Here is a 22265-nt window from a genome sequence, read left to right on the forward strand (position 1 = left end):
GAGCAGCTTCACTGGAATCCACAGACAACATCTTTTGAAGACCTTGTAAGGATCATGGTTGAGCACGATATGGCCAAGGTTGCTGTTGAGAGAGCTAATGAGCATGTTGAATTTAACCTTGAAGAGTTCCTTGAAAAAGGTATTGATAAATAATTAAAAGAAGGTAAAAAACAATGATGGATTTTGATGCTAAGATTTATGTGGCCGGTCACAGAGGAATGGTTGGATCAGCCATTGTCAGAGAACTGCACAGACAGGGATATTTTAATATTGTTACAAGAACTCACAAAGAGCTTGATCTTACAAGACAGGACCAGGTTGAAAAGTTCTTTGCAGAAGAAAAGCCTGAGTATGTTTTCCTTGCAGCTGCAAAGGTTGGAGGAATCATGGGCAACGCAGAGGCTCTTGCAGATTTCATGTATGAGAATATGATCCTTGAGATGAATGTTATCCACTCAGCATGGAAAAACGATTGCAAAAAGGTTGAATTCCTTGGATCATCATGCATTTATCCAAGAATGGCTCCACAGCCTATGAAAGAGGATTGCCTTCTTACATCAGAACTTGAGAAGACCAATGAGGCATATGCTCTTGCCAAGATTTCAGGACTTAAATATTGCGAGTACCTGAACAAGCAGTACGGAACTGATTATATCTCAGTTATGCCTACAAACCTCTACGGACCAAATGATAACTATCACCCAACTCACTCACATGTGCTTCCTGCTCTCATTCGCCGTTTCCACGAGGCAAAAGAGCAGAACCTTCCTTATGTCACATGTTGGGGAGACGGAAGCCCACTTAGGGAGTTCCTTTATGTAGATGACCTCGCTAACCTCTGCGTATTCCTTATGAATAACTACAGTGGCAATGAGACTGTTAATGCAGGAACAGGAAAAGAGCTGACAATCAAGCAGCTTACTGAGAAAGTTGCTAAGATCATAGGCTACACAGGAGAGATAAGATGGGATCCTTCCAAGCCAAATGGCACACCAAGAAAGCTTCTTGATGTATCAAAGGCTAAGAACCTTGGATGGACTTACAAGACAGAGCTTGATGATGGTATAAAGCTTGCCTACGAGGATTTCCTTACCAATCCTATGCGTGCAGAGAGATAAAAAATAATTAGATTCAGAAGGAGCTGTGAAAAATGATAACTCATTTTTCACAGCCCTTTTTAGTTCAATAAAGTCCACAGGTTGAAAGACCATAGCTTTAAGTGTAAAATACTGAATAGAATTGCGCTTATTATGCGATACTAATATATTATCATGTGGGAGCAGAAAATGAGATTATTGAGTGTTATAGTGCCTTGCTATAACGAAGAGGAGAACATTGCAGATTTCTACAATGAGGTATTGAAGAACGAAGCTTATTTCAAAGGTCATGATGTTGACTTTGAATTTATCTATGTTAATGACGGATCAAAGGACAAGACAGTTGAAAAGGTAAAAGAACTTGCGGCTAAGGATGAGAGAGTTCATCTCATTAACTTTTCCAGAAATTTTGGAAAAGAGCCTGCTATGTACGCGGGACTTGAAAAGTCTAAGGGCGACTATGTTGCAATAATGGACTGTGATCTTCAGGATCCACCGGCTCTTTTGCCACAGATGTACGAGGCTATTGTCAATGAGGGGTATGACAGCGTAGCCACCAGAAGAGTAGACAGAAAGGGCGAGCCGCCTATCAGATCGTTTTTTGCAAGGATGTTCTACAGACTTATAAATAAGGTTTCAAAAACTGAGATTGTGGACGGAGCAAGAGATTACAGGCTCATGACCAGACAGTTTGTGAATGCCATCCTTTCAATGAAGGAATATAACAGATTCTCCAAAGGTATCTTTGGCTGGGTTGGATTTAAGAATAAGTGGATAGAATTTGAAAATATCGAGCGTATGAAGGGCGAAACAAAGTGGTCCTTCTGGAAGCTTTTTGTTTACGCACTTGATGGAATTGTGGCATTCTCAACAGTTCCCCTTGCATTTGCATCACTCATCGGAGTTTTGTTCTGTGTACTGGCTTTCTTCTTTATCATTTTTACGATTGTCAGAAAATCCCTTTACGGAGATCCTACAAGTGGATGGCCATCACTTGTTTGTATCATTTTGCTTGTAAGCGGAGTACAGCTCTTTTGTATAGGAATTGTGGGCCAGTACCTTTCAAAGACATACCTTGAGGTTAAAAAGCGTCCACTTTATATAGTAAAAGAGGAAATTTAATGGTCAGTATTGTAGTTCCTGTTTATAACGCAAAAAAATATATTAAAGACTGTATAGACATGGTTTGCGCCCAGACCTATAAGGATTGGGAGCTTATACTGGTAGATGATGCTTCCAAAGATGGAAGTGCCGATTACATTGAAGAGCTTATTTCTTCAATGGGCAAAAGAATCCGCCTCATCAGAAAAGAAAAAAATGAAGGCGCAGCAGCAGCAAGAAATACCGGTATCGATGCTTCGGCTGGGAGATACATTGCTTTCCTTGATGCCGACGATGTCTGGAAACCGGATAAACTGGAAAAAGAGATTGCATTCATGGAAGAAACCGGCGCAGCCTTTGCTTTTCATTCCTATGAGTTTGGAGATGAGAATGCCAGACCTACAGGCAAAGTTGTAAAGGTTCCAAAGGAGCTTACCTTTAGGAAGGCTCTTTCCAGAACAATTATATTCACAACAACTGTTATGTTTGATACAGAAAAGATAGATATGGAGATAATCCATATGCCCCAGGTTCCAAGTGAGGACACAGCCACCTGGTGGAGAATACTAAAGAGCGGCATTACCGCTTACGGGCTTAATGAAAATCTTGCTATTTACAGAAGGCCTGCAAAGTCTCTTTCTTCTAATAAATTAGTTGCAGTTGAGAGAATTTGGTTTTTATACAGAAATATTGCTAATTTATCAGTCTTGGAATCAATATTTTACTTTGGAGGATGGGCGGTAAGAGCTACACTTAGAAGGCTCTTTTGATCGCTAAAAGGGGAATTTATGAAACATGTGGAATCAGTGAAGAGAATCCTTGTGCTTTTTTTGGGATTTTTAGGACTTAGTATGCAGACTGCTGTGTACGCATGGTTTTGGTTTAGTACATATTATCCTATAGTTTCTTCTACTCGTATCAGTGTCGACGGATACAATTTAGGTAGTGGATTAAAACTGTATTTTCGTGGACATCTGTTGATTCTGGCAATATATTTTGTATTGCTTTTATTCTTCTCAAATACATATGGAGGTCTTAAGATTGGATATCTTAAGCCCATGGATGTGTTCTTTTCACAGATTTTTGCGCTGTTTATGGTGAACTTCATCTCATATTTCCAAATTGCACTATTGAGAAACTGGCTGGTAAAAGTTGTACCAATGGTTGAGATATTTGTAATCCAGCTCATTATTTCTTTTGCCTGGGCATATATCACCAACGCCATATATATGGCTATTTTCCCGCCAAGAGAACTTCTTCTTATAAGCGGCGAGTACTCAGTTGATGATATTGTTACCAAGTTCAATTCCAGAAAAGACAAGTATCATATCAAAAAGAAGATGAATATTGACGAAGGCATCGACAAAATATATGCAGAGTGCCTTGGTGATTATGACGGAGTGATTATCTGGGATGTACCAAGTAAGTTCAGAAACGGTCTTGTTAAGTACTGCTACGGCAACAACATTCGCATATATGTAATGCCAAAGATAACTGATGTTCTCTTAAAAGGCTCAGCGCAGCTCCACTTGTTTGATACACCTGTGTTGCTTATTAGAGAATACGCCATAAAGATTGAGCAGAGAGCAATCAAGAGATTTTTTGATATTGTAATTTCTCTCGTTCTCATAATCCTTACATCGCCAATAATGCTGATCACATCAATCATCATAAAGGCTTATGATGGCGGTCCTGTGCTCTATAAGCAGGTTCGCTGTACTGTTAATAGAAAAGAGTTCAGGATCATGAAATTCAGGAGCATGAAAGTTGATGCAGAAAAAGACGGAGTTGCCCGCCTTGCTGCCAAGAATGACTCAAGAATAACTCCAATCGGTAAGTTTATTCGCTCCTGTAGAATTGATGAACTTCCTCAGCTCTTTAACATCCTCAAGGGAGAGATGTCTTTTATCGGACCAAGACCTGAAAGACCTGAGATCATTGAGCAGTATCTTAAGGAGATGCCTGAGTTTGCATTCAGAATGAAAGTAAAGGCCGGACTTGCCGGATATGCGCAGGTTTATGGTAAATACAACACCACTCCTTATGACAAATTAAAGCTCGATCTTACTTACATTGAGAACTATTCAGTATGGCTTGATATCAAGCTGATGCTGCTTACAGTTAAGATTCTTTTTACCCCTGATTCTACAGAGGGCGTTGAATCAGGACAGACCACTGCACAGAAGAACTCTTGACATAAACATGCTTTTACAGAGGTGACAACATGGGAAGAAGTGATTTAAGACATATGGATGAAACTCTTGATCTTAGGAGTTTCTATTTAAGACTTATTAAGAAAATATGGATCATTCCCCTTGCTGCGATTATCGGAGCGGTAATTGCAGGCGGCATATACACGCTTGTTACCGTGACATTTGGCCCTGAAAAGACCTATAGCACTGAATCCAAGCTCTATATAAAATTTGCCTACGATGAAAATGCAAAGAGCCAGGTGGATTCCTATAACGCTTTTACCTGGAGCCTTTTGATGACTACTGACGACATTCTTGATGAAGTCATGAACAATCTAGGGAAGGCAGGAGCTTCAGAGGATGAGATAACAAGGCAGGAGGTGGCAGATTCTATTGCTGCCGAGATTCCTTCAGATGTAAGACTACTTCTTGTGACAGTAAAAAACAATAATAAAGACCACGCGGATTTAATTACTGATGCGACAGATAAATCCCTTGAAAACTACGGCGAGACCAATGACGCTTTCACATCAATTAAGCTCCTTAGTAAGTCAGAGGCTACCCTTGTAACATACAGCGATAAGACCTTTACGGCAGCAGCTTTTGGAGGAGTGGCATGTTTAGTTCTTGCCATATTTGTACTTTTGCTTATAGATGCGCTTGATGATGCGGTCTATGTTCCTGAAGATATAGAGAAAAGGTTTAGCATTCCTGTACTTGGAGTTGCAGGCAAAAATGAATATTTTAAAAATGAACTTCAGGCTGCCTTCGAAAAACATGTGGCAGGCGCTGAAAAGGTGATTTTCATTTCAACTGACAGCGCATTTGATGTTTCAGTTTCAGAAAAAGATCTTTTGGCTGTTAAAGAGTCCCTTGGAAGCAGGTTCAGTGCACAGACAGAGAATATCACGGCCATGGAAACTCCGGGAAATGTACTTGAGAACTACAGAAAAATCGGAACCTGCGACGGAGTTATACTTGGAATCCCTGCAGGAAAAAGATGCGGCACGATGAATGATCATATAGTTGCACAGCTTCAGAAACATGAGTGTCCTATCCTGGGAGTTGTCCTTGTCAGGGCAGATGAGAAGTTTTTGAAAAAATACTACAGACTATAAATAGAGGTAAGACGCATGCCAGAGAGGCTACAAATACTGGTTTCAGCTGTAAATAAAAATATAGACAGCCTTCTTGAGAATATGAACATTTCTTCAGATGCTGTAATCGTAAATCAGAGAATAGGTGAAAAAGCGCCTGACATCGAGGAAAAAAGAGAGTTTAAGGGAAAAGACATTCTGGTCCTTCAAAGAAATGAGAAGGGAGTTGGCCTTTCCAGAAATACAGCTCTTGAGCATTCAGACCACGAGATTATCCAGTTTGCTGATGATGACATAATCTATGATGATGGCTATGTGCAAAAAGTCCTTGATGAATTTGACAATCATCCTGAGGCTGACCTTCTTCTTTTTAACATAAAGGCCCAGGAAGGTAGAGAAACCTATTGGAATACCGACTTTGCAAAGGTTAACTGGAAAAATTATGGAAGATATCCCTCCTATGCAGTATTTGCAAGGAGAGAAAAGATAATAGATAAAAAGGTGAGATTTTCTCTGCTTTTTGGGGGCGGAGCTCCATACATGAACGGCGAGGACAGCCTGTTTTTACATGACTGCTTAAAGGCCGGACTTAATCTTTACAGAACTACAGTAGTTGTGGGACATGAAAGACCAAACGAGTCCACCTGGTTTAAGGGCTATAACGACAAGTTCTTTTTTGACAGAGGAGTCTTATATCATTTCCTTTACGGGAAAATGGCCAAGGTTCTGGGCTTTAGATATTTATTCAAAAACAGAAATATCATGTGCAATGAAATGGGACTTTTTAAGAGTGTAAAGATACTGTGGGACGGAGTTGACCACGGCAAGACACTAGAGAAGGTATAAATGGCTATATATCTTACACTTACCGCAGTAGTTGTGCTTTTGGCACTACTTCTTAGGCAGACGAAATTTAATATCGGGAGTGGCACAGTGACAAGGCAGGGAGCAGTAAATGCAATAGTTTTGCTCTTTATTTTTTCTGCGCTGTTTTGGGTTCCGGCCCTGAGAGTAAATGTGGGCAATGATTACGCCAAGTACGTAGAGTTCATGCACTTGGTTTTCAGCCACGCTTATGTGCCAACTGAGCCCGGATTTAATGCTCTTACCTATGCAATTTATTACCTCTGCGGATTTGAGAATTTTATTCTTGTTTTTGCTGTTTTTACATTTTTTACGGTTTTATTTTTTATGACTGCCATGTGGCAGCAGAGCGAGTGGTTTTCATTCAGCTTTATGATGTTCATGCTGCTTGGTTACTACTTCCAGTCGATCAGTACAGTCAGATATTATCTGGCACTTGGAATGGCGTTGTATTCAGTAAAGTTCGTTTTGAAAAAAGACTGGCCAAGGTTTATTCTGCTGGTTTTGATAGGCGCTCTTTTCCACAAATCTGTACTGGTGGTTCTGGTGTTATATCCTCTTGCCTCTATCAAATGGAGAAGGTGGATGTATGGACTTTTTGGACTTATGTGCATATCCTGCCTCTTTTTGCAAGACCTTTATCTTAAAGTAGTAGTGTTCCTATATCCTTCCTACAAGGACACGGAATATCTTACTGGCGGAACAAGCTACGTCAGCATCCTGAGATGCTTTTTGATACTGGTAATATCCCTGTGGCTGTTTAAAGATGTGGTAAAAACAGACAAGCGCTATATGTTTTATTTTCACTGTAATATCATGGCCCTTGCCCTTTACATATTTGGAGCTTTTTTACCTATAATCTCCAGAATAGGATATTATCTGACAGTTACACATATACTGTTTATACCTGCTCTGTTGCTTCATATCAGGGACGATAGGAAAAAGAAACTGCTGACAGTTTTCACAGTTCTTTTTTGCCTTGGGTATTTTGTCCTTTATATGAGGGGAGCTTCAGCGGATGGAGTAAGAATCCTTCCCTATAAGACAATTCTTTTTGATGAGATGCCTCTGACACTTTCAGAGAGAGGCTACTAAGGAGCGACATATGAAAAAGCCTTTTTTTACAATAATTGTTGTTTCATATAATCCGGGAAAAAGAATAATCGGCACCATCGAGAGCATCAAAAAGCAGACCTATGACAGCTATAGGGTTCTGATTAAAGACGGAATGTCTACTGACGGCTCTATAGATATGCTCAGGGAAAAGTATGGGATTTCCCGGGAAGGTAGAGACGCAGAAGGGAAGATAACTCTTGTTGAGAGCTGCGACAACGGTATCTATCATGCCATGAATATCGCGGTTTCCTATCTTGAGGAAAAGATAATTGATGCAAGAGGCAGGTACAGGGATGAGCAGACAGATGGAGTTAGGATCTTAAGAGCAGGCGAGGCTCCTTCCTATATCTATTTCTTAAATTGCGGTGACGAGTTCAGAGATGAAAATGTTTTGCAAAATGTACATGATTTTATTGTGAGTAGGCAGGAAAAAGAGGGCACAACACTTCCTACTATTTTTTATGGAGACATTTTTGACCAGACAACAGGAAACAGGATTCCGTCTAACCCGCATATTGACGACTATGCCTGCTATAGAAATGTTCCTTCACACCAGGCCTGCTTTTATGATGAAAGGCTGATGTTTGACAATCATTTTGACCTTAAATACAAGGTAAGAGCCGATTATGAGCAGTTTTTGAGGTGCTTCTACAGAGAAAAAGCTGTAACTGACTACATGGGCATAACTATTGCTAACTATGAGGGTGGTGGATACTCAGCTCAGAATAAAAAGATATCTGAAGAAGAGAGAAAAGAGATTATAAAGCACTACCTTACAGGAGCTCAGATCAGAAAATACGACTTCCTCAGAGTTGTGACTTTGGCCGGATTCAGGACCTTCCTTGATTCCAACAAGGTGACCTCTAAGGGCTACAATCTTGTTAAGAACGCAATTTACAATGCCAGAGGGAAAAGAGAGGATAAAAAGAATTGAGAGTACTGTGGCTTTGCAACATCATGCTTCCGGTATATGCCAGGGCAAAAGATATCTCTTTTTCCGTTAGAGAGGGATGGCTGTCAGGGTGCCTTGAAAGGCTCAAAAAAGCTGATGATAATAAGATAACATTAGCTATTTGTTTTCCGAAAGAGTCAGAGATAGTTCAGAATAAAGAGGAAATAGAAGGTATCACATTTTATGGATTTGATGAGGACCTTACTCACCCTGAAAACTATGACGAGTCTCTTGAAGGAAGATTTCGCGATATATTAGAAGATTTTAAGCCCGATATTGTCCATATATTTGGCACGGAATTTCCACATACACTTGCGATACTTAAGGTAATGGATTATCCTAAAAAAGCTCTTGTGGGAATCCAGGGCCTTTGCTGTGAAATAGAAAAAGACTATATGGCGCAGATTCCTGAAAAGGTTCAAAACTCAGCAACCTTCAGGGATTGGTTAAAAAAAGACTCCCTGCTTGATCAGGTCGAAAAGTACAAACTCCGAGCAGACCATGAGAGAAAGGCGATTTTGCTAACGGGAAATATCACAGGCAGAACTGCTTTTGACAGAAGTGTCACATCTGGCATCAACCCAAATGCCAGTTATTTTGCCATGAATGAGACCATGAGGCCTTGTTTTTATGATGGCAAGTGGGATGAAAAAAATGTGGAGCCCCACAGTATCTTTTTATCTCAGGGAGATTATCCCCTTAAGGGCTTTCACTTTGTACTTCAGGCTATGCCAAAGATTTTGGAAAAATATCCTGATGCCCATCTATACGTTGCCGGCAACAATATAATTGGCAAGGGAAAGAGTAAGTACCCATATTTTTTGAGAGCCAGTGCCTACGGCAAATACATTAAATCCCTTATTTCCGAAGGAAAGCTGAAAAATAAGGTGACTATGGTGGGACTATTATCCGACCTTGAGATGAAAGAAAGATACTTAAAGAGCAGTCTCTTTATCTGTCCGTCAATTCTGGAAAATTCTCCAAATTCAGTAGGAGAGGCCATGCTTTTGGGAGTTCCCGTGGTGGCATCAATGGCCGGTGGAATCCCTAGCCTTATAAGTTCAGGCAAAGACGGAATTCTTTTTGAAAGAGGAAATGTGGACGAACTTGCAGGGGCCATATTGCAGGTGTGGGATGAACCTGTCATTTCTTCAGTTTATGGAGAAAATGCAGCCAAAAAGGCAAGGGTCACTCATGATCCTGATGCCAATTATAAGAGGCTTCTTGAAATATATGATGAGATCAGCGGTAAATAAGGGGAAAACATGGTAATTACTTTTGTATCCAATTATATAAATCACCATCAGATCCCTTTCTGCAATGCTATGGAGAAGGTGGCCGGAAAAGGCTCTTTTACTTTTATCCAGACAAGTCCCATGGAAAAAGAGCGAATAGAGATGGGATGGGCTGTTGACCCAAAAGCTTTTTCCTATGTTGAGCTTTTTTACGAAGATCAGGAAAAGTGCGAAAAGCTTATTTCAGACAGTGATGTTGTGATCTTTGGCTGGTCCGATGAGCTTATTGAGAATCTTGAAAAAAAGAGACTTTCATCAGGAAAGCTCTCATTCAGGCTCAGTGAGAGAATCTACAGAGAGGGCCAGTGGAAGGCGGTAAGCCCAAGAGGCCTCATTAAAAAGTATCATCAGCACTTTGTTTACAGGGATAAGCCGGTATATCTTTTGTGTGCCGGGGCTTACGTGGCATCGGACTTTGATCTTATCCACTGTTATCCACATAAGAAGTTAAAATGGGGATATTTTCCGGAAGTCAGCAGCATAAATGTGGATAAAGAGCCGATATCCGGCAGAAAAGTTAAGATCTGCTGGGCGGGAAGACTTATCAAATTAAAGCATCCCGAATTTGCTGTAAAGGTTGCAGGACTACTTAAGGAAAAGGGATATGATTTTTCTCTTGATATTGTGGGAGATGGCAACAAGAGGCAGGCACTGGAAAAGCTTACAGCAGATAAGGAACTTACAGATGTTGTGAATTTTGTTGGACAAAAGAGCCCTACGGAAGTTTTGGATTACATGAAGGCTTCTGATGTATTTCTTTTTACCAGTAACTACCTCGAAGGCTGGGGAGCAGTTGTAAACGAGGCCATGGGCTGTGGCTGCGCGGTTGTTGCTTCAAGAGAAGCGGGTGCTGTTCCATTTTTGATAAAGAATGGCTATAATGGATATTCTTATGTTAATGGAAGCTTTGAGGATTTTTCCGGGAAGGTCCTGAGCCTGTTTGAAAACAGGGAAAACATAGAGAACTTTGGTGGAAAAGCAAGAGAAACTATAGGAAAATTGTGGAATGCCGAGAATGCAGCAAAGGAATTTGTGAGATTTTGCAGTGAATTTCTGGAAGGGAAAAAGCCTATCTCTTCGCCAGACGGCCCCATGAGCGAAGCTATTAATATAAAACCTGCAGGATTTATTAGGACCATGCAGGAAGATAATCACTTAGAATAATGAGGAAATTATGAGATCTATCGACAAGTTTTTTGAAACAGAGATTACTATTTTTGGAGTGAACATCACGCTTTTTGATCTGTTCTTTTTTACGATCATTGCGTGTCTTGGACTTTACTTCAGGCTATCACTTTACGACATTGCGTCAGGTGACTACACTCTTGCTTTTGCGGATTGGATGAGAGAGTGTCATGAGGCCGGCGGTTTTGCTTACCTTGGAATAAAGCCCGGTGTCAGTGATGCAAGCACCTTCGATTACAACTGCATGTTCCAGTATATAATTGTGATCCTTCACTACATTGGCGGAGGAATCGACGATATGTACCTGGTAAAAACAGTCTCTGTGATATTTGATTATGTTGCGGCTGTTACCATCATGCGAATTACATATAATGTTACAGCCGGAAGTGTAAGGAAGTCTCTTATGGCTTTTGCGGCAGTTATGTTCCTTCCTTCAGTTGTCTTAAACAGCGCAGCCTGGGCTCAGAATGATTCTATCTTTACATCATTCATTCTTTTATCTCTTCTCAGTGTTATCAAAGGAAAAGACAACAGAGCATTTATATATCTTGCGTTATCTTATAGCTTCAAGCAGCAGGCCATTTTCTTTATGCCATTTATCATAATCATGTGGCTCAAGAACAGAATTAAGATCAGATACATCTTATGGGTTCCTGTAGTTCATGTTGCAGCTATGATCCCATGCGCAATTGCCGGAAGAAGCTGGGCAGACCTTCTTGGAATCTATGGAAAACAGGTAACTATGTTTTCGAGGCTTTCAATGAACTATCCAAGTATCTACACCATTATCGCTTCAGACCTTTCTAAGGATATGAGAAAGATAATCATTTCAGCCGGAACAATGGCTACTGTCATTATAATGGGTATGATAGCTTACTATTCATATAAAAAGAAGTTTGAAGTTACCACAAGATTTATGATAACCCTTGTTATATTTACAGCGGAGGTATGCTGTTTCTGCCTTCCTGCAATGCACGAAAGATATGGATATCTTCCTGAAATACTCACTGTTGTATATGCACTTTTTAGCTACAAGAAAATGCCTATATGCGCGGCACTTCAGGTTATTACTATGATCACATATACAAGATTCTTGTTTGGCTCAACTGTTCTTTCACTGTGGCCACTTACATGCGCTATGCTTGTGATCATTCTGATCATCGGTTATGACCTTTACCTTCAGATGAATGTTCCTGTAAAAAATACGGAGATTGTAAATGGCTAGTTTAAATAAGTCGCTGACTGTAATCATACCTGCATACAATGTGGAGAAGCTTCTTGAAAAGTGTGTGGAATCTGTGGCAATGCAGGATTATCCAAAAGACCTTCTTGAGATAATCGTTGTAGATGACGGATCTACGGATGGGACACTTATAACTGCAGAAAAACTCGCAAAAAAGTATACCAATGTGAAAGTTATCCACAAAGAAAACGGAGGATCAAGCAGTGCCAGAAATGTTGGCATCGAAGCAGCTAAGGGAGAGTACCTTGGCTTTGTTGACAGCGACGATTTTGTTGATGAGCGTATGTATTCAACTTTGGTGCAGGCCGCAGAGCGAAATGATGCGGATATGGTGCAGATTTCAAGAGATGAGATAGCAGAAGATGGAACAAGACTTCCCAATGTTGTAACTCCACCTGCCACCGAAGAGATAATAAGTCCTGCAGAGCAGATGAAAAGGCTTCTTATGCACGTGGGAGATGCCTCTTTTTGCACCAAGATAACCAGGAAAAGGATCTTTGATCAGGGCTTTAGATTTCCTGAAGGCGAGCTCAACGAAGATTTTTACCTCATGATACATGTCATGAAGTATGTTAATAAGCTTGTTATCCTGCCTGAGCAGTATTATCACGTATTCTACAGGCTTGGCAGCAACTCCAGAAAAAACAAGGAAGATAGGGACTATTTTCCATCAGTCTTTACCGACATTGTGAGAAATGCTGATGTTGCGCTTGAACTGGTGAAAAAGGACTACCCTGAACTTACAAAGGTTGCTGAGAGATTTGGCTTTGTTCAAAGGCTTGATTATCTTTTGCACATACCTGTTTCCAAGATGACAAAAGACAATGGATTTTACATGGATGTTGTTAAAAATATCAGGGCAAACTTTGGAAAAATAGTGTCTAACCCACTATTGACCACAAAGCAGAAAATGTATCTTTGCATACTGGCGCCGGCCCCAAGATTTGTTCGAAAGGCACATGCCAGGGTAAGAGGACTATGAGTAATATCAAAAGAGCTTCAATCTACATAATAATGTTCATATCGCTTCTAGTCAGTGTGTACTATGGTTTTCAGAAACAAGGCTTTCACGAGGATGAGTACTATACCTACTACTCATCAAACAGAAGCCTTGGCCTTTATGAACCTGACAGACAGTGGCAGGACAGACAGACAATCCTTGACGAATTCGTAGTAAAAGAGGGAGAAGGCTTTAACTATGGGCTTGTGAAGCTTGTTCAGTCCTGGGATGTACATCCGCCTGTGTATTATATGATATTCCATACACTCTGCTCCTTTGTGCCGGGAACATTTACCAAGTGGACAGGGATTATTGCCAATTTGATAGCTTTTGTTATCTCATTTCTGACATTGACAGCGCTGATGAACAGACTTGGGATTCCTTACTATGTAAAAGTCATGACTCTTATATTTTGGGGAATTAATCCGGCGACCATTTCATGCAATATGCTCATCAGAATGTATGCCTGGCTCACAGCAGCGGTATTTCTTTGCGCTTACACCCATGTGAGGGTAATGCAGGAATATGACAGATATAAGAACAGAGTAAAAAATTTTATCATAAAACTAATGCTACCTGTAATGGCCGTTTCCTATGTAGGATTTCTTATCCAATATTTCTACATTTTCTTTTTTGTAAGTATTGGATTTAGCCTTGCGGTATGGATGTTCTTTTATAAAAAAGATGTCTATAATACACTGATCTATGTTGCTTCCTGTGCTGTATCTCTTGGACTTGCAGTGCTTACTTATCCTGCAAGCGTTCATCATATGTTTGGAGGATACAGGGGAAGTGATGCAGCAGGAAGTCTTTTTGATATAAAGAACTCACTTTTAAGGCTTTCTTTTTTCATCGGACTTATTAATGACTATGTTTTTGCAGGAGGACTTATAATAGCAGTTCTTTTACTGGTAATGGCCATTATGGCTCTGATGATAAAAAATAAAAAGCACAAAAAGATAAAACAGGAAGCAGTTCTTTTGACTATTGGATCTTTGGGATATTTTGTTTTGACTGCAAAATCAGCTCTTTTGGTTGGAAGTGCTTCAAACAGGTACGAGATGCCAATATATGGTCTTATTATCCTTCTTCTTTTCTGGGATATTTACTATGTGTTCGATGCGGCAGATAATAAGACTTACCTTTACGCATTTACTGCAGCTATGGCAGCGTTTCTTTTGAAGGGCCTTATCTATGATGGAAATGTGCTATTCCTCTACAAAGAAGATGTAGCCAAAATTCAGTATGCTCAGGATAACAAGGATTTTGTAGCAGTTGTTATGTATAATCCTGCAACGCCCTACAATGTGTGGCGTTTAACAGATGAACTATTAGAGTATGACAAGGTGTTCTATATGAATGAAGAAAACCTTGAGCCTCTAACTGACACAGGTGTCACAGACGCAAAAAAGATTATTCTTTATGTAGCTGACGAAGACTGTCAGGAGAAAGCTATAAGGAATCTTTTGGATTCTTGTTTGAGTATTGGAACAAAAACCTACATAAGCGGTGAAGATATGTGGACCACCTATGAATTAAACTAAGAATCAGCCTAGGGCATGATATAATTATGAAGCGAGGGAAAATATGAGAGCAGCAGTCATTGGCGCCAGCTCGGAGTCAATATATACAATTGGAAAAGCAAAAGAAATGGGCATTGAAGTGGTTGCCCTTGACGGAGATCCTAATGCACCGGGACTTAAGGCAGCCGATAAGTCCTTTGTCGTAGACATAAGAGATGTGGAAAAAGTCCTGGAAGTACTCGATGAAAACAGGCCGGATGTGATCTTACCGGTGCCCATCGGAAGGTACCTTACAACTACAGGAGCCGTCAATGACCACTATGGACTTTGTGGTGTTTCAGAACATGCGGCAAAGCTTTGCACTGATAAATATGAGTTTCACAGGATCTTAAGCGAGAGAGGACTTAGAAACGCAGAGCTTTATCTTATTCCTGCGGGTTGTGAATACAGCAATCCAGATGAGCTTAATGAGCAGTTTCCTGTTGTGGTTAAGCCCAGATTTGGCTCGGGAAGCAGAGGCGTTCAGATATTCAACACAAGAGAAGATCTGGTAAAAGGCTTTTTGCTTGAGCAGCCTTATGATGAGGATTACTGCATTGAAAGTTGTATAGAAGGTCCTGAATATGGAGTTGACGGGGTATTCACTGACGGAATATTTCATCTGATTCTTCTTAGGGGTAAGAGAAATACACTTCCACCTTACAGGGAGTGTGTAGGCTATTATTCTATAATTGAGGATGAGGAAAACAAAGCCTTTTTTGAAAAGGTAAAAGACCTTATGCAGAAGACTGGAGAGGCTCTGGGCTTTGAGAATAACCTTATCCACGCTGATATCATCAAAGACGTAAATGGAAAGCCATTTATCATTGAGACTTCAGCAAGACCATCGGGTCACAATCTGCACAATCTCTTTACTCCAATGGCAAGCGGAGTTGATGAGGTTGTAGAGTTTATAAAGTATGCACTTCCTGACCTTGGAAGAAGATATGTTTTTGAACCCAATGTTAAAAAGCACATGGTGATTAGGTATTTTGATTTTGAAAATGTCAGAGTAAATAAGGTGCCGGATGAAAATCTTCTTAGGGAAAAATATCCTTTGAAGGCATGGAATTGCAATATAGAAAATGGCATGACTCTCGGAAAAGTGACAAACGGTGCTTCAATCATGGGAAGAGGCTTCTTTATACTTGAAGGCTCATCCAAAGAAGAACTTGACCGTTTGTGCGATGAGATAAAAAGCGAGTTTGAAGTGGAGCTGGTTACCGTTAGCGACCGTATTTAGGTCGGTTACGGTATCCGCATCCGATCGGATTTAGATAGGTATAAATTGATGTATACGTAGGAGGTAATGGAGTGACCAGCGTTGCAATTATCACAGCCAGGGGCGGAAGCAAAAGAATCCCCGGAAAGAACATAAGGGAATTTTGCGGAAGGCCCATAATTGCATATTCAATATCTGCTGCTATTGAAAGCGGAGCATTTGATGAAGTAATGGTTTCAACTGATGACGAGGCTATAGCTGAAGTTGCCAAAAAAGCCGGAGCGAAGGTTCCCTTCATGAGGTCCAATGAGACTTCAGGTGATTTTGCAACAACAGACGAAGTAATTGCTGAAGTCCTAGGTGCCTATAAAGAAAGAGGCATTGAGTTTGACAGATTCTGCTGCATTTACCCAACAGCTCCTTTTATTACAGCAAAAAGACTCTTAGAAGCTATGAAATGTCTCGATACACATGAATCAGTAACGCCTGTTACACAGTTCTCATATCCTCCACAGAGGGGCTTTGTTATAGAAAACGAGAGACTTGTGAGAAAGTATCCTGAGTTTGCAACTACAAGATCCCAGGACCTTGAAAAGCTCTATCACGACAGCGGCCAGTTCTATGCCTGCAGGACTGACGCTTTCTTCAGGGATAACACAACAGATGTGGATGATATGGTCCCTGTTATCCTAAGCGAAGATGAAGTTCAGGATATAGATACATTTGAGGACTGGAGAATTGCCGAGGAGAAATTCAAAGCTCTCAAGGCCAAAAAGGAAAGAGAAGCTAGCGCTGAGAATAAGCTCTTTGACGATGCCTCACTTAAAACACCTTATTATAGGATCGATGAGAGCGCACTTGATGCGGATATCAATATGCTGAAAACCGCACTGCAGGACAGTTGGAATAATTACATCTGTTCTTATTCAGTAAAGACTAACTCCCTTCCATGGCTTCTTGCTCACTTTAGGGATAACGGCTTTTTTGCTGAGGTCGTTTCAAAGGAAGAGTACGAATTATCCAGAAAAATAGGCTTTAGAGCCTCTGATATTATCTATAACGGACCTATTAAGGACAAGGATACCTTTAGGGAAGTTCTTTTAAAGGGTGGCCTTGTGAATATGGATTCAAACTACGAGCCTGAATGGTTAAAAGAACTTTCGGGGTCACACCCTGATAAGACATTTAATGTAGGTGTCAGGGTAAATTATGACATAGCAAAGCTTATTCCTGATGAAGTTCTGGCAGATGAAGAGGGAAGCAGATTTGGCTATTGCTATGAAAACGGAGAGCTTGAAAGGGTAATAAACAAGATCAAATCTCTTTCAAATGTAAGAGTTGCGGGGTTGCACCTTCACTCATCAACAAAATCAAGATCTACTGAGGCTTATAAAGCTCTGGCCAAAGTCGCTGTCCTTGTGGCAAAAGAGTTTGACCTTTCTCTTGACTATGTGGACATGGGAGGCGGCTACTACGGCGGAGTAGAGGGAAAACCCGACTTTAGAGATTATGTACCTGCAATAGCAGAGGTGCTTTCAGAGCATTTTGATGTGAATAAGACAAAACTTGTTATGGAACCCGGTGTATCCATGGTTTCATCAAGCTTTAATTTTGTGACGAGTGTTATTGATACAAAGGATGTAAGAGAGCATAGATATGTAATAATTGACGGAAGCAGAGTCAATATGAATCCCCAGGTTACCAGAAGGTGGTATCCACACAGACTTGAGTATAAGGGGGAAGCAACTGACAGATCTGTTATCCTAAATCAGATGGTTTGCGGTGCTACATGTATGGAATACGACAGAATGTTCCCGGTTGAAAAAGCTGCGGAATTAAAGGCAGGAGACAGAGTAGTGTTCACAAATGCGGGTGGATATACAGTTTGCCTTACACCACTTTTTATACACTATTTTCCTGCGGTATATGTAAAAAAGAGTGATGGTTCTTTTTACGAAGCCAGAAGTCCATGGACTAACGAGGAATTCATGATGAAGAACCATATCCAGGGAGGATTTTAAATGCCCAGATTTGAGTTAAACCAGAGGATCAGGATTGCTGATCACTACATTGGCAAGGACGATCCTGTGTATATTGTTGCTGAGATGTCAGCAAACCATAACAATGATTTTAACAGAGCAATTGAGATTATACATGCGGCAAAAGAGGCAGGAGCAGATGCAGTAAAGCTTCAGACCTACACAGCCGATACTATGACAATTGACAGTGACAAGAGTTATTTCCAGATAGATGGCGGAACCCTTTGGGATGGGAAGACTTTATACAAGCTTTATCAGGAAGCCTACACCCCATGGGAGTGGCAGCCAAGGCTTATGGAAGAAGCCAATAAGCTTGGCATGGACTGTTTTTCAACTCCTTTTGATAAGACTTCCCTTGATTTTGTAGAAGAGATGAACATGCCGGCCATCAAGATCGCGTCCTATGAGATTACGGATATTCCGCTCATTAGACTCTGCGCAGCCAAAAAGAAACCTATGATCCTGGCAACAGGAGTGGCAAGAATGGACGACATCAGACTTGCAATCGAGGCATGTCTTCAGGAAGGCAATAAAGACATCATCTTACTTAAGTGTGTTTCAGCTTATCCAACTCCTTACGAAGACGTTAATCTCAATATGATACAGGGACTCTCGGATGAATATGGCTGTATCATGGGACTTTCTGACCACACAATGGGAGGAACAGTTCCTACAGCAGCAGTAGCTCTTGGAGCCAGAATGGTTGAGAAACACCTGACCTTAAGAAGAGCAGATGGCGGAGCAGATGGCGCTTTTTCTATGGAGCCTGAAGAGTTTGCTGATATGGTAAAGAGTATCAGGATAGTTGAAAAAGCTCTTGGAAGCAGGGATTATAAACTGACTCCATTTCAGGAAAAGGAAAGAGAAGGAGCAAGATCTCTTTTCATAGTTAATGACATTAAAAAGGGAGAGGCGCTTACACCTGAGAACATAAGGTCTATAAGACCTCAGCAGGGAAATGGCCTTCCTCCCGTAGAGTATGATAATGTAATAGGTAAGATAGCTTCAAAAGATTTGTTTAGAGGTGAACCACTTCACAAAGAAGATTTTTGCTGAATGGAGGCGCAATGGGAAGCAAAAAGATCTGGATCAAAGCAAATGCAAATGAAACAATCGCACTTGGACACATGAGAAGATGTATGACTATAGCAAAAGAGCTGAATGACCTTGGGGCAACAGTCATTTTCATCCTGTCTGACGAAGAGAGCCGCGATATTTTAACTTCTTTGTCCCAAAAGGATGGCGTGAGCTATGAGACAAGAGTTCTGAATACAATTTTTTCTGATCCAATGGAAGATTTCAAAATCTTAGAAGATATGTTTGTTTCAGAAAAGCCGGATTTCTTTTTGATGGATTCCTATTATTTGGAAAAAGAGTTTTTTGACAAGCTAAACGACATTATAAAAAAGCATTCGTTATCTACTAAAACCGGATATATAGACGATCTCTATAAGTTTGATTACCCGGTTGATCTGATAATAAATTATGACCTTGAGATTCCTGAGGGCTTTTATAGTGCAGAAAAACAGCTCCTTGGAGTTAAGTATTCTCCCCTTAGAAGTCAGTTCTCAAAAAGCGACTACGAAGTAAGGGAGCATGCAAGAAAAGCCTTTCTTTCATCTGGTGGGACAGATCCATACCACGTGATTGGAAATATATTAGAGGAGATATATTCTGAGAACAGCCCTTGCAGAAAGGTGCTTGCTTACAATGATTTTGGATGCCTTGTCATAGTTGGAGATCTTTTTGAAGAGGATTATAAAAAGAAATTAAGAGAGTTTGCCGCAGCAAATCCATCGGTTACGCTGTATGAAGGCGTTTCAGACATGGCTGATATCATGAGGCAGGCGGATCTTGCAATTTCCGCAGGAGGAACCACACTTTATGAACTGTGCGCAATAGGTGTTCCAACAGTAGTTTTCAGCATGGCAGACAATCAGATGGAATTTGTAAAAGCATTTGATAAGGCCGGAGCAGTAAGGTATGCAGGCGATGCAAGATATGACCACAGACTGGTTCAGAAAATAGTTACCTGGGGCACTGCATCTGTTGATAATAAAGGCTTTAGGAAAAGAATGAGCGATAAAGCCAGAAATCTTATCGATGGTAAGGGCGCAGAAAGAATTGCCGGGGAGATATTGGAGATGTTATGAAACTTAGTATTATAGTGCCTGTTTACAATATGGCCGGAGATGGAAAACTGGATTTTTGCTTAAAAAGCCTTGTGAATCAGACAATTTCTGATTATGAGATCATAGCAGTTGATGACTGTTCTACAGACAATTCATATGAGATATTACAGCAGTTTCAAATAGATTATCCGGACAGATTCATAGCTGTTCATTCACCTGTTAACCTTCATCAGGGGGGAGCCAAGAACATTGGCCTTGCCAGGGCAAAGGGAGAGTGGCTTGGATTTATTGATGCGGATGACTGGATCGTTCCTGATTACTATGAAAGGCTCATTAAAAAAGCTGAGGAAACAGGGGCAGACATGGTTGGATGTGACTACTGCCTTACAGATGAGCACAGCTTTAAGGTTGGTAAGATAGTCCACAACAACAATGAAACACAAACAGGTGTTATGGATAAACAGCGTTATAAAAATCTTCTTCTTGAAACCGGAAGCCTTGTAGTTAAGGTATACAAAAGAGATCTCATAGTCGGAGATTATGAGCCGGGAACCAAAGAGAAGCTAGAGGTTTTTCCTGAGAATATTTTTTATGAAGACAATGCCGTGAGCAATACGTGGATGCTAAGGTCCAAACACTTTGAGTACATACCAAAGCCTTTGTATTTTTACTACCAGCATCAGGCATCAACTGTCCACAGCATTTCCAGAAAAAATCTTGAAGACAGGATGAGTGCCGGAAGACAGATAATACAGGAAGCCAGAGATAATGGCTATTTTGAGGACTATAGACCTGAGATAGAATTTCAGTATACAGTGTTATTTTATGTGAATACGTTGTTCTCAGCTATGCCTAAGCAGTCAAGGCTAAAAGGGTGTTACTCTTTTACCAAAGCACTTGCAAAAGAAATGAAGGAGACATTTCCGGATTTTCAAAATAACTCATATTATTTAGAAAAGATCCACCCTGAAGAGAAAAAGCTCATAGCTTATCAGATGAAATCACAGTTGTTCTTTTATTTGTACTACAGATTACTGTGGTTCTACAGGGGATTAAGAAGCGGAAAAAAGAATTGAAATGAAAGACAGAATATATGTATGCCACACCTTTTATCATGTGTATGTGGCATGTTTAAAAGAATTTCAGATTGCAGACGGCGGGAAGGCTACCCTTGTTCTTTCCAAAATGTCCAATAACTTTGGCAGAATGGTGGAGAGAGCTAAAAAGAGCCCCATATTTGACGAAGTTTACGAATACGATGAAAAGCTTGATACATTTTTCCCTGAGCTTGCGCCTCTTAAGGAAAACTCAGGTAACATCGCAGTAAATATGCTCAAAAGGATAAAGTTCTGCAGAAAATTTGGTCAGCTTCAGGAGCAGTATGTACCTGTGGATTTTAATGAGTACAAGGAAATCTATGTTTTCTGTGATTCCGATCCTATAGGGTATTATCTGAATTATAAAAAAATAAGGTACCATGCCATCGAGGATGGCCTTGACTGCATAAGATACTATGACACAGCAAGGTACGATAACAGAGGACACTTTAAGCTTAAGGCCTTTATTGCATCCCTTGGACTTATCCACATTCAAAATGGATATGGAAGATATTGCATCGATATGGAAGTAAATGATATATCCGTGCTTAAATATCCGTGCCCTAAGTACGTGGAACTTCCAAGAAAAGCATTGACTGACAGGCTTACTCAGGAAGAAAAGAACCTTATGCTTGAACTTTTTGTGGATAACCCAAAAGAAATCCAGGAAAAAGTGGAAGGAAAGGGAAAAACTCTCCTTGTTTTATCAGAACCTTTATGTGACCTTGACACCAGGGCTAAAATATTTAAGGATATTATTCGGGATTATGGAACAATAAATGGTCAAAAATCAAGTGTTATTATAAAACAACATCCAAGGGATCTTTTAGATTACAAAAAGGAATTTCCTGATGCTTGTCTTCTTGATGGTTCTTTTCCAATGGAAATGCTAAACTTCATTGAGAACGTCAGATTTGACAGACTTGTCTCTGTGTACACTGTTGTTGATTCCATTCAATTTGTGGATGAGAAGATATATCTGGGCGACGACTTCATGGACAAATATGAAGCTCCCGAGATACACAGACAGAATGAGGCTATAACAGATTAAAATCAGAAGGGTTTATTTTT

Annotated in this window: 19 protein-coding genes; all 19 read left to right on the forward strand. The window is 40.4% G+C overall.

Annotated features, from left to right (window positions below):
* Window positions 1-176: 176 nt before the first annotated feature.
* Window positions 177-1118, forward strand: a complete 942-nt coding sequence (locus BM146_RS00005) for a GDP-L-fucose synthase family protein (RefSeq protein WP_334292721.1) — start codon at window positions 177-179, stop codon at window positions 1116-1118.
* Window positions 1119-1286: 168 nt separating this feature from the next.
* Window positions 1287-2219 carry a glycosyltransferase family 2 protein gene (locus BM146_RS00010; protein ID WP_074882649.1) on the forward strand — a complete coding sequence of 311 codons (933 nt, stop codon included), beginning with the start codon at window positions 1287-1289 and terminating at the stop codon, window positions 2217-2219.
* Window positions 2219-2968 carry a glycosyltransferase family 2 protein gene (locus tag BM146_RS00015; protein ID WP_074882651.1) on the forward strand — a complete coding sequence of 250 codons (750 nt, stop codon included), beginning with the start codon at window positions 2219-2221 and terminating at the stop codon, window positions 2966-2968. Before BM146_RS00010 ends, BM146_RS00015 begins: the two co-directional genes overlap by 1 nt.
* Before the next feature lie 18 nt (window positions 2969-2986).
* On the forward strand, window positions 2987-4393 hold the full coding sequence (locus tag BM146_RS00020; protein WP_074882653.1) for a sugar transferase: 1407 nt from the start codon (window positions 2987-2989) through the stop codon (window positions 4391-4393).
* A gap of 29 nt (window positions 4394-4422) precedes the next feature.
* On the forward strand, window positions 4423-5508 hold the full coding sequence (locus BM146_RS00025; protein ID WP_074882655.1) for a YveK family protein: 1086 nt from the start codon (window positions 4423-4425) through the stop codon (window positions 5506-5508).
* A 15-nt stretch (window positions 5509-5523) separates the two neighbouring features.
* A complete protein-coding gene (locus BM146_RS00030) occupies window positions 5524-6333 on the forward strand; it encodes a glycosyltransferase (protein WP_074882657.1) in 810 nt (269 codons plus the stop codon).
* Window positions 6334-7446, forward strand: coding sequence for an EpsG family protein (locus tag BM146_RS00035; RefSeq protein WP_074882658.1), 1113 nt, complete (start codon window positions 6334-6336; stop codon window positions 7444-7446).
* Between the two features lie 10 nt (window positions 7447-7456).
* Window positions 7457-8401, forward strand: coding sequence for a glycosyltransferase (locus tag BM146_RS00040; protein ID WP_074882660.1), 945 nt, complete (start codon window positions 7457-7459; stop codon window positions 8399-8401).
* A complete protein-coding gene (locus BM146_RS00045; protein WP_074882662.1) occupies window positions 8398-9675 on the forward strand; it encodes a glycosyltransferase family 4 protein in 1278 nt (425 codons plus the stop codon). Before BM146_RS00040 ends, BM146_RS00045 begins: the two co-directional genes overlap by 4 nt.
* Window positions 9676-9684: 9 nt before the next feature.
* The gene (locus BM146_RS00050) at window positions 9685-10878 is read left to right on the forward strand and encodes a glycosyltransferase family 4 protein (protein WP_074882664.1); all 1194 of its coding nucleotides are present in this window, start codon (window positions 9685-9687) and stop codon (window positions 10876-10878) included.
* Between the two features lie 10 nt (window positions 10879-10888).
* Window positions 10889-12124: a hypothetical protein gene (locus BM146_RS00055; RefSeq protein ID WP_074882665.1), complete on the forward strand. Its 1236-nt coding sequence runs from the start codon at window positions 10889-10891 to the stop codon at window positions 12122-12124.
* Entirely contained in the window at window positions 12117-13124 is a 1008-nt protein-coding gene (locus BM146_RS00060; RefSeq protein ID WP_074882667.1) for a glycosyltransferase family 2 protein, read from the forward strand. The genes BM146_RS00055 and BM146_RS00060 overlap by 8 nt, the downstream gene beginning before the upstream one ends.
* On the forward strand, window positions 13121-14686 hold the full coding sequence (locus tag BM146_RS00065) for a hypothetical protein (protein ID WP_074882671.1): 1566 nt from the start codon (window positions 13121-13123) through the stop codon (window positions 14684-14686). The genes BM146_RS00060 and BM146_RS00065 overlap by 4 nt, the downstream gene beginning before the upstream one ends.
* Before the next feature lie 43 nt (window positions 14687-14729).
* Window positions 14730-15947 carry an ATP-grasp domain-containing protein gene (locus tag BM146_RS00070; RefSeq protein WP_074882674.1) on the forward strand — a complete coding sequence of 406 codons (1218 nt, stop codon included), beginning with the start codon at window positions 14730-14732 and terminating at the stop codon, window positions 15945-15947.
* 71 nt (window positions 15948-16018) lie between these two features.
* Window positions 16019-17947 carry a pseudaminic acid cytidylyltransferase gene (pseF, locus tag BM146_RS20255; RefSeq protein WP_083413327.1) on the forward strand — a complete coding sequence of 643 codons (1929 nt, stop codon included), beginning with the start codon at window positions 16019-16021 and terminating at the stop codon, window positions 17945-17947.
* Window positions 17948-19021: a pseudaminic acid synthase gene (pseI, locus tag BM146_RS00085; RefSeq protein WP_074882676.1), complete on the forward strand. Its 1074-nt coding sequence runs from the start codon at window positions 17948-17950 to the stop codon at window positions 19019-19021.
* An 11-nt stretch (window positions 19022-19032) separates the two neighbouring features.
* Entirely contained in the window at window positions 19033-20118 is a 1086-nt protein-coding gene (locus BM146_RS00090; RefSeq protein ID WP_074882678.1) for a PseG/SpsG family protein, read from the forward strand.
* Window positions 20115-21173 (forward strand): glycosyltransferase family 2 protein, encoded by a 1059-nt coding sequence (locus BM146_RS00095; protein ID WP_074882680.1) that lies wholly within the window; start codon window positions 20115-20117, stop codon window positions 21171-21173. Before BM146_RS00090 ends, BM146_RS00095 begins: the two co-directional genes overlap by 4 nt.
* Window position 21174: 1 nt before the next feature.
* Window positions 21175-22245 (forward strand): glycosyltransferase family 52, encoded by a 1071-nt coding sequence (locus BM146_RS00100; RefSeq protein ID WP_074882682.1) that lies wholly within the window; start codon window positions 21175-21177, stop codon window positions 22243-22245.
* The last annotated feature ends 20 nt before the right edge of the window (window positions 22246-22265 follow it).

Source organism: Butyrivibrio proteoclasticus, assembly GCF_900115735.1.
Taxonomy (GTDB): domain Bacteria; phylum Bacillota; class Clostridia; order Lachnospirales; family Lachnospiraceae; genus Butyrivibrio; species Butyrivibrio proteoclasticus_B.